Below are 14,720 nucleotides of genomic sequence, written 5' to 3' on the forward strand. Positions count from 1 at the left end.
ACGAGTCCCCGCGCCGCGGCGAGACCTTCGTCACCCGCAAGATCACCCGCGGCCTTGCCAACATCGCCATGGGCCTCGAGCCCTGCCTCTACATGGGCAACATCGACTCGCTTCGCGACTGGGGCCATGCCAAGGACTATGTCCGCATGCAGTGGCTGATGCTGCAGCAGGACAAGCCCGAAGACTTCGTCATCGCCACCGGCGTGCAGCAGTCGGTCCGCGAGTTCATCACCTGGGCCGGTGAAGACCTCGGCATCACCATCGAGTTCAAGGGCACCGGCGTCGACGAGATCGGTGTCGTGACCGCGATCACCGGCGACATGGCGCCGGCGCTGAAAGTCGGGGACGTCATCGTCCGCATCGATCCGCGCTACTTCCGCCCGTCGGAAGTGGAGACGCTGCTGGGCGATCCCAAGAAGGCCAAGGACAAGCTGGGCTGGGTTCCCGAGATCTCCGCGCGCGACATGTGCCGCGAGATGATCTGCGAAGACCACAAGTCGGCCCGGCGCTATGCGCTGCTCAAGAAGCACGGCCTCGACCTCCCGGTCAGCGTGGAGGGGGGACGATGAGCTACGATCTCAACGGCAAGAAGGTCTGGGTTGCCGGCCATCGGGGCATGGTCGGCGCGGCCCTGGTGCGACGTCTGGCGTCGGAGAACTGTGAGGTCCTCGTCGCCGGCCGCGACGTGGTCGATCTCAAGGATCAGGCCGGCGTGCGCGCCTGGGTGGCCAAGGCCAAGCCCGACGCGGTCTTCGTGGCCGCAGCCAAGGTGGGCGGCATCCTTGCCAACAACAGCTATCCGGCCGACTTCCTCTATGACAACCTGATGATCGAAGCCAACATCATCGAGGCGTCGTTCCGCGAAGGCGTCGAGAAGCTGTGCTTCCTGGGCTCGTCCTGCATCTACCCCAAGTTCGCCGCGCAGCCGATCGTGGAAAGCGCCTTGCTGACCGGCGAGCTCGAGCCGACCAACGAGTGGTACGCGATCGCCAAGATCGCCGGCATCAAGCTGTGCCAGGCCTATCGCAAGCAGCATGGCGCCGACTTCATCTCCGCCATGCCCACCAACCTCTACGGGCCGGGCGACAACTTCGACCTCAACTCCAGCCACGTGATGCCGGCGCTGATCCGCAAGGCACACGAAGCCAAGCTCAGCGGCGACAAGGAGATCGTGGTCTGGGGCACCGGCACGCCCTTGCGCGAGTTCCTCAACGTGGACGATTGCGCCGACGCCTGCGTGCACCTGATGAAGGTCTATTCCGACTTTGAACATGTCAACGTCGGCTCGGGCGAGGACCTGTCCATCCTGGACCTCACGAAGCTGGTCTGCGATGTGGTCGGCTTCAAGGGCGAGATCGTCCACGACCTCAGCAAGCCCGACGGCACGCCGCGCAAGCTGATGAGCGCCGACAAGATCCGCGGCCTCGGATGGAAGCCGAGGATCGACCTGCGGACCGGCATCGCCGGCGCCTACGCCGCCTTCCTCGCTGGCAACGCCACAATGCGACCGGCAGGAGCCCATCAGTGACACAGACCGGCGAAGAGCAAGTTCCGGTTATGGCTCACATGGTCGAGCCGTTGAGTTCGGCGGCAGCGGTTGGGTCTTTCGATGGATACCGCATTCTTGTCTATGGCATGAACTATGCGCCCGAAATTGCCGGTGTCGGGAAGTACACGGGCGAGATCGCCGAGTATTTTTCGGCCGAGGGTGCTGATGTGACAGTGGTGACCACCCCTCCGCATTACCCGGGGTGGGTCGTCAGGGACGGGTTTGCCAACCGGTACGGCACGTCTATCGAAAACGGCGTGCGTGTCCGTCGCACGCCGTTGTTCCTGCGGCGCAAGATGTCAGGCATCTGGCGTCTGTTTGCGCCATTGTCCTTCGCTCTCTGCTCGGCACCCGTGGTGCTGTTCGAGACCCTTCGTCGGCGTCCACAGATCGTCTTCTGCATCGAGCCGACGCTTTTTGCCGCCCCCGTAGCCCAATTTGCCGCCTGGCTTGTCGGTGCGAAGACCGTCCTCCAAGTCCAGGATCTGGAGGTTGATGCCGCGTTTGCCGTAGGCCATCTTGGCTCCAAAGCGTGGCTCAAGAAGTTGGGCTATGCCTTTGAAAGGGCAGCTTTGCGTCGGTTCAGCAAGGTAATCACCATTTCCAACCGGATGGCGGAAGGGCTTTTGGCCAAAGGGGTCGCCAAGGATCGCCTGACCATAGCGCGCAACTGGGTGGATCTCTCCCATATCTACCCAATGACTGGCGAAAACGGCTATCGCAAGGAGCTTGGGTTCGAGCAAGACGACTATGTGGTGCTGTACTCCGGCAACATCGGTGCCAAGCAGGGACTAAATGTGCTGCTTGACGCTGCAGACGCCCTCAAGAACGATCGCCAAATCAAGTTCGTTGTTGCGGGCGAAGGGCCAGTGAAGGCTGATCTGGAGAAGCGCTATGGCCACCTAGCCAACGTGCAGTTTCTTCCATTCCAGCCTTATGAGCGGCTCAACGAGTTCATGAACATGGCTGATCTGCACGCCTTGCCACAAGAAAAGGGAGCGGCCGATTTGGTGCTTCCTTCAAAGCTGGGGGGCATGCTGGCCAGCGGCAAGTCCATCATCGTGACCGCCGACCCGGAGACCGAACTGGCCGAGTTCCTGGGTGACGCTGCGGTGATCACCCAACCTGGCGACTCCGCAGGTCTTGCCGAAGGTATCAAGCTGGCTCGGACGCGGACCGCGGTGGACGATCGTCAGTCCCGGTTGGCGAGATCTTTGGACAAGACCATCAGCCTCGCGTTGATATCCGCGTGCCTCAAGCAATGATGCACGCCAGCGAAGAGCGGGCGGCGGCGGTTGGCAGTCACTTTTTGGGCGATGACCGGCGGGGAGGAGGCTGCGTAGGGTTCGATCCGACGAAGGCTGGCCCATCTCCGGCGGCTTTGAAGTCCCTGCAACTTGTTGCCCAATGAAGATGGTCGACCGGTCGCCGCTATCGAAACTCCCATGCCATTGATACAATTGCGGAATTTGAAGTCGCGCTATGGAGCCGAAGAGACGGCACATTCAGCCGAATTTATGTTTCCTTTTTGAATTAATGGATGCTTGGCCGAAAGTGTGACAGTGTCAGTGGGATCAGGCGTGAACAGTGGTGTGTGTTCTTATGACCGATAAAAGCAAGTCCTCGCTGTATTTTGAAAGAGCGGCGGTCGGCTTTCTGCTCTACTCCGCCACTGGCGTTACCGTCTTTGCGCGCTCGTCAATGACTTGGGAGAATCTCCTGATGCCGGTCCTGCTTGCGGGGCTGGCAGCGTTCATTACTCTGCGCTATCGCCTGACAATCTCGCGACGTTTCACGTTGCTCATTGGTGGGTTTCTGGCGCTGTTTATAGCCCAGACCTTTGTGTTTGGTTCAATCCATCCGAAGTATCTGCTTTTGTATCCGCTCAATTTTTGGGTTGCCTATTGTTTTGTAAAGGCGATGCAAGAGCGTGTTCTGATCCATCTGGAATACTTGATCACGCGGTTTGCGGCCATCAGCCTTGCCATTTGGTCAGCCAACATCTTGACCGGTGGCGCTGTACAGCAGGCGTTGCACGGCTTTTCAGTCGGGCAGCCCTACGCCAGCATTGTGGACTCCTACATACTTGTTCAATCTTTCATCAACGAACACGTCGAGTCCTTCCTGCCGCGCAACTCGGGTTTTGCGTGGGAGCCTGGCGCTTTCGCCGTCTTGTGCTGTTTGGGATTGATGGCCAACTTCTACCGGACCGGCTTTGCGTTGAAGCGGAACCCGGCGGCCTGGGTGTTGCTCGCAGCGTTGGTCTCGTCGCAGTCAACCACCGGCTTCAGCATCCTGATGATACTGATCGTCTTCAAGCTGTGGCATGACATTCCAGGTGCGGCTCGCCTCGTCCTGTTTCCTGCCGCGGCGGCAGCGGTTGTTGTCGGCCTCATCTCCTTGCCCTTCATGCAAAGCAAGATTGAGGAACTGTGGGCGCAGAATCTCAATGATCTGGCTTACAGCGCCTCGCAAGACTGGAATGTGGCTGAACCTTTGGCAGCCCAACGCTTCCTGTCATTCCAGCTCGATTTCTCGGACTACCTTCGCTACCCGATGACGGGATATGGGGGAGAGGACGACGCAATGCTGGTGCGGCAAGACGCGCTCAACATCGTCTCCATCTCTGGCATAGGCAAGATTTTCGCGCGTTTTGGTACATTCGGTTTCGCGTTCTTTGCGTGGGCCACAGTCACGAGCTCCCGCAGCCTGAGCCGAAAGTTCGGCGCCGGAAGCCCTGTGATGTTGACGCTCTATATTTTCATGGTGTCCGTCAGTTATTCGCTCATCGAACACCCGGTATTCTTGGCCTTGTGGTGCTTTGCATTCTTCGGAGGCGAAGCAGAGGCTCGATCTGAGCGGCCTAAAATGGTGGCAGTGTCTTGATGGAAGTTAATGCGCATACGATGAAGATTGTCATCATCAATGATATGCTTTGGGGTGGTGGCCGTGAGCGTCGAATTGTTCAACTCATCGCTGGTTTGAACCGATTGGGTGTGCGGGACATAACGCTCATATTGCTCGATGACCGCGTCGACTACCCCGAGGTTTACGACCTGGACGTCGAGGTCATCAAGATCGACAGAAGCAGCAACCGCGACTTCAGCGTTTTCCCAAAGCTCCATGCGATCCTGAAGAAAATGGGGCCCTGCATCGTCAATCCCTGGTCCTACATGAGCGTGTTCTATGCTGCGCCTGTATGCGCGGCCTTGAGGCTCCCTTGCCTTGGCGCATTTGTGGTCGACGCCAAGCCCGCGCGTCCCATTTCCGTCAACTGGATCGCCATGCGCATGGGCTTCCTGCTCTGCAAGAAGATTGTCGGCAACTCGAAGGCCGGGCATGACGCCTATGGTACGCCGCTCCAGAAGCGCGTCGTGATCCACAACGGCTATGACGAGGCGCGTCTGAAAGCCGTCGTGCCAGCATCACGCACGGGATCGGCAACCCGTATTGCCATGATCGGCCGCTTGGATCGGCAGAAGGACTACCGCACCTATATCGACGCTCTGGCCATCCTGAAGGCGCGTGGTGTCGATTTCGAGGCCTTCGTGGCCGGGCAGGGCGCAGATCTTGAAGTGCTGCAAGCCTACGCTGAAGCCAAGTGCGCCGGGAGTGTCACCTTCACCGGCTTCATCAAGAACATCGACGCCTTCATTGCTGGCATAGACATCGGCGCACTCTGTACGGATCCTGTGTTTCATGCGGAGGGCATTTCAAATGCGCTCATGGAAATGATGGCACAGGGCAAGCCGGTCGTGGCCACCGATGGCGGCGGCACGCCCGAGATCATCGCGGATGGCGAGACCGGTTTCCTGGTCCCTCCGCACGATCCGACAGCGCTTGCCGACAAGCTTGAACTACTGTGTGTCAACCCGGGCCTGCGCAAGGTTTTAGGCGAAGCATCGGCCAATACAATTACGACACGCTTCAGCTTGCCGCGAATGGCGTCTGAATTTCTTCAGGTATATCATGACTGCCTCTGAGCCGATCAAGATTTTATATACGATTTCCTCGCTCGCAAATGAGGGGCCGACCCGTGTTCTGTTGAACATGGTGCGCAATCTGGATCGAAACAGCTTTGCGCCAGCGGTCGCCACATTCACGGCAGAGAAGGAAAACTCGTTGTTGTCCGAGTTTCAGACGCTGGGAGTACCTGTGTACCCGCTTGCTGCCAGCGCTCAGGGCGCTTTCGGTCGTTTCAAGGCCTTGCGTGATCTTCTGAGGACCGGTGCCTTCCGCATCGCCCATTCCCATTGTCCGCGAAGCCTGTTCTTTCTCGCCGCCGCCCGCGTGCGCGGCGTCAAGACAGCCTACACGGTCCATGTCTATCCCGACGTACAGTACCGCGTGATCCACGGTCCGGTGAAAGGCCCGGTGATCACGGCGGGATCGAATGTCGCGCTTCGCTTCATCGACAAGCCGATCGCCTGTGCAGACAGTGTTGCCGCCGAGTATCTTGAGAAGCGGGGCTACAGCTTTCCTGCCGTCAACAACGGCATCGAGCCCATGAGCCTCGACGGCTACGGCAGCCGCAACGAGGCACTCGCCCAGTTGGGGCTTGACCCTCGGCGCCGTTACCTGTTGTCGGTGGGGCGCCTGTCCGGCGAGAAGCGGATCGGCGAACTTGCGGAGACCTTTGCCAGGGTGAACCCTGCTGACGTTGATCTCGTGGTGGTCGGGGCCGGACCGGAGGAAGAACGGATTGCCAAGGTGGCGAGCCCTCGCATTCACCTGATGGGATTTCACAAGGATATCCGGCCCTTCCTTGCTGCCTGCGACTTCTATGTTTCGCCGTCGTCGACGGAAGGCTTGGCCAATACCCTGCTGGAGACAATGTCGGTGGGAATGCCCAGTCTCCTCTCTGACATCCCGTCTCATCGATTTGTCATTCAGAAGTGTCAAGGCTTTGTCGGCTGCATGTTTGACCCGCTGTCGGACGCGAGCCTGCTTGCCGGCCTCCAGAGCCTGATGCAGCAAGACACCGACGAGGTTCGGGCAAGCATTCGCCGGAATTTTCAAACTCTCTTCCATGCCCAGGTCATGACCCGTGGCTACGAGGCGATCTATAGGGAGATGGTAGCGTGAGTTTCAACCGCATCCTGGTCACCGGTGGCTCGGGCTTCATCGGCACAAACCTGATTGAAGAACTCCGCAAGAGCAGCAATGTCGCCGTGGCGAGCGTTGATTTGGCTGACCCGAAGATAAGCTCGCACCGGAGCGTCTGGCAGGCGGGCGACATCCGCGACGGGGCTGCGCTGACCAGTCTTCTCAAAGCCTTCCGGCCGGACGCGGTCATTCATCTTGCCGCGCGCACCGATCTCGACGGCAAGACCATGCCGGACTATTCGGCCAACACGGACGGCGTCTCGCGCCTGCTGGAGGGGCTGGACGCGATCGGCTTTGGCGGACCGGCGATCTTCACTTCATCCATGTATGTCTGCCGTCCGGGATACCGCCCGACGTCCGACCTCGACTTCCAGCCTCACACTGTCTACGGCGAGAGCAAGGTGATCGGCGAGCAGATCGTGCGTGCCGCCAACCCATCCTACCCTTGGGTGATTGCGCGGCCCACATCGATCTGGGGCCCCTGGTTTGGTGTTCCATACGCCGATTTCTTCAAGGTTGTTCTTTCGAAGCGCTATCTGCATATCGCCGGCGACAGCACTCAGAAGACCTACGGTTATGTTGGCAATGCCATTGCCCAGATGTCGACGATCCTTGATCATGCCGAGGCGCTGAAGGGGAGGGCGATCTATCTTGGCGACTGGCCGGGCTACGTGATCCGCGAGTGGGCCGACGAGATCGCCGAGTTCGTCCCCTATCGTGTGCCTCGAGTGCCCAAGCTGGTGTTTCAGGGGCTGGGCCTGGTTGGCGATGTGGTTCAGAAGGCCGGCCTCCGGTTTCCCATGACCTCCTTCCGCCTGAACAACATGACCACCAACAACGTCCATGACATGTCGCCATTGCCCGAACTGATGGGCAACGTGTTGCCTTATAGCCGCCAGCAGGGCAACAAGCTGACGGTCGAGTGGATACGGTCACAGGCGTGATCGGTGCCGCTTTCCCAGTCTGCAGCGGGCATTGGTTCCCCACCGTCAAGGCTTGATGGAGAGCGATCGACCGCGGCAGCGACTCAGGCGGATCATTGCGCCGAGCAGGTTCACCGGCGTGGCGGGTGTTCTCAAGCCCGCTGGATTTGTTGCGATCGAAACAGGTCATCGCCGCTCGGCTAAGCGCAGGGCGCCGAGTTTTGCAATTTCAGGTCAGAGGCCACAGCGGCTCGTACCGCAGCCGCGTGGTCCGCAGTTCACAGGAAAAGTCGGATGTCGGCAGCAGAGAACAAGCGCAAGCACGTGGTGCTGGTTCGTCGAGGCGTTGGGTTCCCCAATGGCATGGCGACCGCGGACCGTATCCGGAGGATCGGTGCGGCCCTTGCCTCGGTGGGCGCGCGCGTTACACTGCTTACTGTGGGTACCACTGAGGCACCGAACCGAGTGGTGAACAAGGATGTCCGCGGCCACTTCGAAGGTGTCGACTACGAGTACACATCTGGCCGCACTGTGCGTCCAACTTCGGCTATTGTGCGTCGCTTTGTCGATGCTTGGAGTCATTGCCTGACAGCATGGCGAATACTGACACTTAACAAGGCGACTGAGTATCCTGCCGTATTTCTTGGATATGATCTGAGTGGCCCTACAGCGCTGAACTACCTCGCGACTGCCGCTGCATGGCTTCGCGGAATCCCCGTTTACATCGAGGTCAACGAGCGTCCTTGGGCCCTAATGGAGAACAAGAAATGGTTCTCGCGCTTATCGCCTTTGACAGGTACCGACGGTGCAGTTGTCATCTCCGATCTGTTGGCCAAATGGGCTCGCGAAGACACGGCCCATCGTCGTGAAGGCTACAAGATCCTCCAGATCCCCATCCTCGCATCGGGTGAGGAGTTCAAGGATATAACGCCCGAACCGCCCAAGAACTATGTCGTCTTTTCGGGCGCCATAGCCTACGCCTCCACGATGCGCTTCATCATCGAAGCAATGGAGAAGGTCTGGCCTACCCATCCCGATTGCAAGCTGATGCTGACCGGTTACCGCGAGGGGCATCCGGAGTGGAAGGCGTTGGTGGACTGGATTGCCGCCAAGGGACTCCAGCAGAATGTCACACTGCTTGGCTATCTCGATCGCAAGGACCTCCTGCAACTCTACTGCGAAGCCAAGGCCTTGCTCATTCCATTGTTTGAGGATGTCCAGTCGGCCGCTCGTTTTCCTACCAAGATCGGCGAGTATCTTTTTTCATCACGTCCAATCGTTACGACTAATGTTGCGGATGTAACGCGCTATTTTCGCGATGGCGAGACAGCCTATATCGCGGAGTCAGTAACCTTGGATGCTTACGGTGCCGCCATTCGACGCGCATTAAGTGATGAGGCAAGTGCAGATGTCGGTGAGAACGGGCGCCGAGTTGCAAAGGACAATTTTGATGTATCTTTGTATGGCAAGGCGCTAAACGATTTCTTCTGAAATTACATTTGTTTTAATTTTAGACGAAAGTATACATCTCGAGTTTACTGGGTTGTTTTCGTTGGGTGAGTGTAGGTCTCGGATTGGAGTGCAGTTGTGATGCTGGGAATCCTGAAACGATTTGTCGCAATGTATCAAAAGCATAGAGACCCGGTTCGGTATGCGCGAAAGCTTGGCGTCACGATAGGAAAAGATTGTCGATTGCTAGGGGCGGACTTTTCCACAGAGCCCTATCTCGTGACATTGGGAGATCATGTCAGCGCGACGAAAGTTCAGTTTCTGACGCATGATGGCAGCGTTTGGGTCTTCCGCGATGAAGAGCCGGAAATCGATCTCGTGCGCCCTATTCGGGTTGGCAACAACGTTTTTATTGGTTTCGGAGCTATAGTCCTTCCGGGAGTCACTATTGGGGATAACGTAGTGATTGGCGCGGGTTCTGTTGTAGCGAAAGATATTCCATCAAACTGTGTTGCTGCGGGGGTCCCGGCGAAGGTTATACGCAGTTTGGAAGAATATAAGTCGAAGACTATGAAAAATGTAGATCGAACAAAAAGCTTGAGTGAATCGGCCAAGAGAGAGCACTACATTCGGAAATTTGGAAGGGCATCTGATTAAGGATATTTGGTTTTGCTTGTGCGCTGGATGCGCAATCATGTGTGATGGCCTTTATTGGCCCGGGTCAAGTGAGTTCCCAGTTTCATGACCAGACAAAAACATTCCGGCAGTGTAAGGCGCGGCGTTCTGTATATCTACGGGTCTCTGATGATGGCGCTCGTCTTTGGACTTGCGTCGAGCAGCTTCACTGCACGGTTGATGACGGAAAGAGATCTGGGACAATACCGTTTTGTCATCAGTTGCGTGACAGTCCTCACCAGTGCGTTGACCCTGGGGCTCTTCTCTTCCGCTGGCACGCTGTTGGCCGGAAAGGGGGGGCGAACGTTTCGGACTCTGGTGGCGCGCGGTGCCAGTACACAGGCCTGGATGATCGCCGTCGCCTGTTCCGTCTGTGTGGGCGGCGTACTGCTCGTCTCCGAGTGGCCGGACGCTCTCAGCTTCTGGATTGTTGCAGCCGCCTTCCTGGGAAGCGCCATGGCTTGGCCGCTTCTGCTGCAGGAAGTGCTGCGCGCCAGCGGCAATTTTCTCGGCCTTGCGGTGCTGAACGCGGCGCCCACAGCTCTCTTTCTGCTGTTGCTAGGTGGCTCGAGACTTCTGTCGCTGCCACTCAACGCGCCGCTGTGCGCCACGCTGTATTTTCTGTCGCAGGGGCTGGTGGTCTGGATCCTGATCTCCAGGAACGGGATATCGCTGAAGCCCGATCGCATTGGCTTTGCCTATCTTTTCAAGGAAAACAGAGGTCTTGGGCTCAACGTCTACTGGGGCTCGTTTCTGGCTGCGCTTACGGCCCAATCGGGCATCTTCGTACTTCAGGGCCTGAAGTCGCCGGCAGACGTCGCGGTCTTCTCACTGGCCGTAACGGTTACTGCGCCGCTGACACTGCTGCCAAGCGCCGTTGGTACCGCCTATTTCAGTCGTCTTCCTGGAGCCTGGGGTTTCCCGGACAAGGTCATTCCCTTGGCCTGGGCAGTGTCGCTTGCCATCACGATCGGATTCTGCCTTCTCGTGCCCTTCGCCATTCACATACTCTACGGTGAGCGCTTTGCGTCCGTCACCATCCCGGCGCAGCTCCTGGGAATAGGCTCCATCCTCAATGGCATGGGCGACGTCTACAATCGCTATTATCTCGCCAATCGCGACACGAAGTTTCTGCTCAAGATCGCGGCCATCGTTTGCGCGACGGCGCTGATTGTCGGTGTTCCCGCCGGTGCCTATTTGGGCCCGATCGGTGCCGCCTTGGCACGATTGGCCGCGTCGGGGACCTATGTCTTGATCCTGGTCTACAGCTATCATGTTGCTCAGCGCCGCTTTGGCGAGAAGGTGGGTCAGAGCCCGTCGTGATCCGACAATTTGGGCACGCGCTCTAGAGCACCCGCCGATCATGTTGAACCAACATGATCGAAAAGCGGCTGCTCAAACTCTTGAATCTGGAGCGATTTCTTGTCGACCTGACGATTCCGTCAGGTCGGAAAGCGCTCTAAGGCGAGCCGGCCTCATCAAGACAGGGCATGCAACCAGCACAAAAGACAAAGCGCCGGAGAGGTCCACCTCTCCGGCGCTTTGCTTTTCACAACACCGCCTGCGGATTTGCAGGGGAGATTACATTGCCGCCGTCTGCGCCTGAATGGCCAGCACGCGCACGGCGCCGTTGCTCAACGGACCGAGGCGGCAGCGATCACCCGCCGGGCCTTGATCACACAGGGTGGACAATGCCTTGATGGTGGCCGAGGTGAGTAGACCATTGAGCGGTCCCTTGTAGATGCCCGCAGCCTTCATCTTGTCCTGCAACGCGTAGACGAAGGCATTTTCGTTGGCCCAGCGCATGGCATTCAGGATGCCGGGCTGCAGCGACACTGGCGCTTGCCAGACATGCTTGGACACTTCGGCATAAGCCTTGGTGCCTGTCGCCGACGCTGCCTCGATCAGCACCTTCTCCTGTGCAAGGCTGTTCGGGTCGAAGGCCGTGGCATAGCGGTCAAGCAAGCGCGCCGCTGTATCCGGTGACTTGCGAACCACGTCCCCACGCCCGTTTCGATAGAGCGACACCAGGGTGCGAGCCGCCTGGCGATTGCCGGCATCTGCCGCTTCGGTGAGGATCTTGATGGCTTGGCGCGGTGTCTTGGCAAGGCCGCCCTGACCGCTGAGGTAGGCATTGGCCAGCATGGGGGCTGCGCCTTCAATGCCCATGTCCTGAGCCTTGCGCAGCGAGGCAATGCCGAGTTTGGCGCTCGACGACGAACCGAAGCGGTTATTGAGATGTCCATCCGCCAGGGCCAGCAGGCTGGCGCCGTGCCCGGCGTCGGCGTTCTGCGTGAGCAGGGCGATCGCGAGCTTGGGATTCTTCGGAATGCCCTTGCCGCCATCGCGATTGATGATCGCCAGCTGGTAACGCGCCGTGGTGTTGCCCTGATCGGATGCCTGCTCGTAGAGCTGCACGGCCCGCTTCTGGTCCGCCTGCACATACTCGCCATTGTAGAGCACGTCGGCGAGTTTCAGCGTTGCGCTCATGTCGCCCTTGGCAATGCCCTGTTCGAGCAGCGAAATGGCCTTCTCGCCGTCGCGCGGCTGGCCGATGCCTTGCAAGGCCGCGTCCGCCAGGCTGGTATAGGACGACTTGGAGCCGGCATCAGCGGCCTTCTGGAACAGTTCGGCCGCTTTGGCTCCATCGGCCTGCACGCCAATCCCGTCGCGATAGATTTCGCCGAGGCGCAGATACGCGCTGGCATTGCCGGCATCGGCCGACTTTTGCAACAGATCGATCGCCTTGGGGCCGTCGACGGGCACGGCACCGCCGCGGCTATAGAGATCGCCCAGAATGTAGAGACCATTCGTGTTGCCGCTGTCGGCAACGTCCTGGATCAGTGCGATGCCCTTGTCGGTGTCGACTGCAATGCCCTGACCCTTCACATACATCTGGCCAAGGCTGAGCTTGCCATAGACGTTTCCGGCGTCCACCGCCTTCTGGAACGCCTCCGCCGCCTTGGCGCCGTCGATGGTTACGCCGAGACCGTCGCGATAGACTTCACCCAGTCGAACATATGCGCTCGCATTGCCGCCTTCGCCGGACTTCTGCAACAGGTCGATAGCCTTTGCACCGTCCATGGGTACGGCACCGCCGCGCGTGTAGATGTCGCCCAGAATGTAGAGGGCATTGGTGTTGCCCGTATCGGCAACCTGCTGGATCAGCGAGACGCCCTTCTCGGCATCCACGGGCACTCCCTGTCCCTTGATCAAGAGCTGACCGAGGCTGAGCTTGCCATAGATGCTTCCGGTGTCCGCTGCCTTCTGAAACGCTTCGGTTGCCTTCGTGGCATCGGCCGGGATGCCAATGCCGTCTCGGTAGACTTCGCCGATGCGGACGAATGCACTCGAGTTTCCAGCGTCAGCCGACTTTTGCAACAACTCGATTGCCTTCGGTCCGTCGATCGCAATTGCGCCGCCGCGCGTGTAAAGATCACCCAGGAGATAGAGCGCATTGGGGTTGCCGGTATCGGCAACCTGCGCAATCAGCGCCATGCCTTTTTCGGTATCTGCAGCGACGCCCTGTCCCTTGACCAGCAGCTGACCGAGACTGAGCTTGCCGTAGATGTTGCCGGCATCGACCGCCTTCTGGAACTCTTCGGCGGCCTTGGCGCCATCAGCGGTGACACCGAGGCCATCGCGATAGATCTCGCCCATGCGCACATAGGCGCTGGCATTGCCGGAATTCGCAGCCTTTTGCAGGAGATCGATGGCCTTCGGACCGTCCACCGGAATGGCTCCGCCACGCGTGTAGAGGTCGCCAAGGACATAGACGGCATTCATGTTGCCGGCGTCGGCCACTTCCTGAATGAGCGACAGTCCCTTGCCTGCGTCGACCGGAACACCCTGTCCCTTGACGAGCATCTGGCCGAGGCTGAGCTTGCCGTAGACGTTGCCGGCGTCGGCAGCCGTCTGGAACGCGTCGGCAGCCTTGCCGCCGTCGGCCGGCACGCCGAGGCCGTCGCGGTAGACTTCACCAAGACGCACATAGGCGCTCGGGTTTCCAGCCGCACCCGCCTTTTGCAGATAGGCTTCCGCCTTAGCACCATCCACCGGCACGACCGCGCCGCGAGTATACAGGTCGCCCAGCACGTAGAGCGCATTCGGGTTGCCGGTGTCGGCCACTTGCTGGATCAGCGCAATGCCCTTGTTGGCGTCAACCGGTACGCCCTCCTGGCCCTTGACCAGCAACTGGCCGAGGCTGAGCTGGCCATAGATGTTCCCGGCATCCACCGCTTTCTGAAACTCTTGCGCGGCCTTGGCGCCGTCGGCCGGCACTCCAAGGCCGTCACGGTAAACCTCACCCAGGCGGACAAACGCGCTTGCGTTGCCGGCGTCGGCGGCCTTCTGCAGCAGCTCGACAGCCTTTGTTCCATCCACGGGAATAGCGCCGCCGCGAGTATAAAGATCGCCCAGCATGTAGAGCGCGTTTGCGTTGCCGCTGTCGGCCACCTCTTGAATCAGAGGCATGCCCTTGGACACATCAACAGCGACGCCCTGGCCCTTGACCAGCAACTGGCCGAGGCTGAGCTTGCCGTAGATATTCCCTGCATCCGCTGCCTTCTGAAAAGCTTCGGCGGCCTTTGCACCGTCGGCGGGTACACCAAGGCCATCGCGATAGACTTCGCCCATTCGGACATAGGCGCTGACATTGCCGGCATCGGCCGACTTTTGCAGAAGGTCCAGCGCCTTCGGGCCGTCCACCTGCACGACACCGCCGCGGGCATAAAGATCGCCGAGCATGTAGAGCGCACCGGCATTGCCGCCGTCCGCAGCCGCCTGAAGCTTTTTCAAAGCGTCCACTGACGCGTCTGAGGTCGGAGACGACTTGATCACATCGACGAGCGCCTTCACATCGACCTTGGGGGGCGAAGCGGCCGTCGCATGTGCCAGGCTGAGTGTCGCGAAAACAAGTGCGGTCGACGCGAGGAAGGTCCCAATTTTGCGCATGACGCCTCCAATTCGAAAAGTGCAAGCAATTTCGCCGAAAATGGCTGTAGATCCAAAATCCGCGG

11 protein-coding genes are annotated in these 14,720 nt (G+C 59.2%); 10 read left to right on the top strand and 1 reads right to left on the bottom strand.

The features are described from left to right. The 10 genes from L2I41_RS20355 to L2I41_RS20400 form a co-directional block, all read left to right on the top strand. On the top strand, positions 1-569 hold a 569-nt coding region (locus L2I41_RS20355), incomplete at its 5' end, for a GDP-mannose 4,6-dehydratase (protein ID WP_237155462.1). Next, positions 566-1,528, top strand: coding sequence for a GDP-L-fucose synthase (fcl, locus tag L2I41_RS20360; RefSeq protein WP_237155463.1), 963 nt, complete (start codon positions 566-568; stop codon positions 1,526-1,528). The genes L2I41_RS20355 and fcl, both read left to right, overlap by 4 nt. Continuing rightward, positions 1,525-2,814, top strand: coding sequence for a WcaI family glycosyltransferase (locus L2I41_RS20365; protein ID WP_237155464.1), 1,290 nt, complete (start codon positions 1,525-1,527; stop codon positions 2,812-2,814). The genes fcl and L2I41_RS20365 overlap by 4 nt, the downstream gene beginning before the upstream one ends. A gap of 337 nt (positions 2,815-3,151) precedes the next feature. Next, on the top strand, positions 3,152-4,435 hold the full coding sequence (locus L2I41_RS20370; protein ID WP_237155465.1) for a hypothetical protein: 1,284 nt from the start codon (positions 3,152-3,154) through the stop codon (positions 4,433-4,435). Between the two features lie 20 nt (positions 4,436-4,455). Continuing rightward, complete coding sequence (locus L2I41_RS20375) at positions 4,456-5,532, top strand: glycosyltransferase family 4 protein (RefSeq protein WP_237155466.1); 1,077 nt, start codon at positions 4,456-4,458, stop codon at positions 5,530-5,532. Further along, the gene (locus L2I41_RS20380) at positions 5,519-6,634 is read left to right on the top strand and encodes a glycosyltransferase (protein ID WP_237155467.1); all 1,116 of its coding nucleotides are present in this window, start codon (positions 5,519-5,521) and stop codon (positions 6,632-6,634) included. Before L2I41_RS20375 ends, L2I41_RS20380 begins: the two co-directional genes overlap by 14 nt. Beyond that, positions 6,631-7,599 carry an NAD-dependent epimerase/dehydratase family protein gene (locus L2I41_RS20385; protein WP_237155468.1) on the top strand — a complete coding sequence of 323 codons (969 nt, stop codon included), beginning with the start codon at positions 6,631-6,633 and terminating at the stop codon, positions 7,597-7,599. The genes L2I41_RS20380 and L2I41_RS20385 overlap by 4 nt, the downstream gene beginning before the upstream one ends. A gap of 273 nt (positions 7,600-7,872) precedes the next feature. Beyond that, positions 7,873-9,069, top strand: a complete 1,197-nt coding sequence (locus tag L2I41_RS20390; RefSeq protein ID WP_237155469.1) for a glycosyltransferase — start codon at positions 7,873-7,875, stop codon at positions 9,067-9,069. A gap of 99 nt (positions 9,070-9,168) precedes the next feature. Beyond that, positions 9,169-9,684: an acyltransferase gene (locus L2I41_RS21575; protein ID WP_304610570.1), complete on the top strand. Its 516-nt coding sequence runs from the start codon at positions 9,169-9,171 to the stop codon at positions 9,682-9,684. A 147-nt stretch (positions 9,685-9,831) separates the two neighbouring features. Next, entirely contained in the window at positions 9,832-11,025 is a 1,194-nt protein-coding gene (locus L2I41_RS20400) for a lipopolysaccharide biosynthesis protein (RefSeq protein WP_237155470.1), read from the top strand. A 258-nt stretch (positions 11,026-11,283) separates the two neighbouring features. On the opposite strand, the gene L2I41_RS20405 is transcribed toward L2I41_RS20400, so the two are convergent. After that, positions 11,284-14,655 carry an SEL1-like repeat protein gene (locus L2I41_RS20405; RefSeq protein WP_237155471.1) on the bottom strand — a complete coding sequence of 1,124 codons (3,372 nt, stop codon included), beginning with the start codon at positions 14,653-14,655 and terminating at the stop codon, positions 11,284-11,286. Positions 14,656-14,720: the final 65 nt, after the last annotated feature.

Source organism: Oryzibacter oryziterrae (genome assembly GCF_021864535.1).
Lineage (GTDB): Bacteria > Pseudomonadota > Alphaproteobacteria > Rhizobiales > Pleomorphomonadaceae > Pleomorphomonas > Pleomorphomonas oryziterrae.

Excerpts from the sequence above, each read along its gene's own strand:
- L2I41_RS20405 (WP_237155471.1), bottom strand. The coding sequence starts at position 14,655 with ATGCGCAAAATTGGGACCTTCCTCGCGTCGACCGCACTTGTTTTCGCG.
- L2I41_RS20400 (WP_237155470.1), top strand. The coding sequence starts at position 9,832 with ATGATGGCGCTCGTCTTTGGACTTGCGTCGAGCAGCTTCACTGCACGG.
- fcl (WP_237155463.1), top strand. The coding sequence starts at position 566 with ATGAGCTACGATCTCAACGGCAAGAAGGTCTGGGTTGCCGGCCATCGG.
- L2I41_RS21575 (WP_304610570.1), top strand. The coding sequence starts at position 9,169 with ATGCTGGGAATCCTGAAACGATTTGTCGCAATGTATCAAAAGCATAGA.
- L2I41_RS20375 (WP_237155466.1), top strand. The coding sequence starts at position 4,456 with ATGAAGATTGTCATCATCAATGATATGCTTTGGGGTGGTGGCCGTGAG.
- L2I41_RS20370 (WP_237155465.1), top strand. The coding sequence starts at position 3,152 with ATGACCGATAAAAGCAAGTCCTCGCTGTATTTTGAAAGAGCGGCGGTC.
- L2I41_RS20380 (WP_237155467.1), top strand. The coding sequence starts at position 5,519 with ATGACTGCCTCTGAGCCGATCAAGATTTTATATACGATTTCCTCGCTC.
- L2I41_RS20390 (WP_237155469.1), top strand. The coding sequence starts at position 7,873 with ATGTCGGCAGCAGAGAACAAGCGCAAGCACGTGGTGCTGGTTCGTCGA.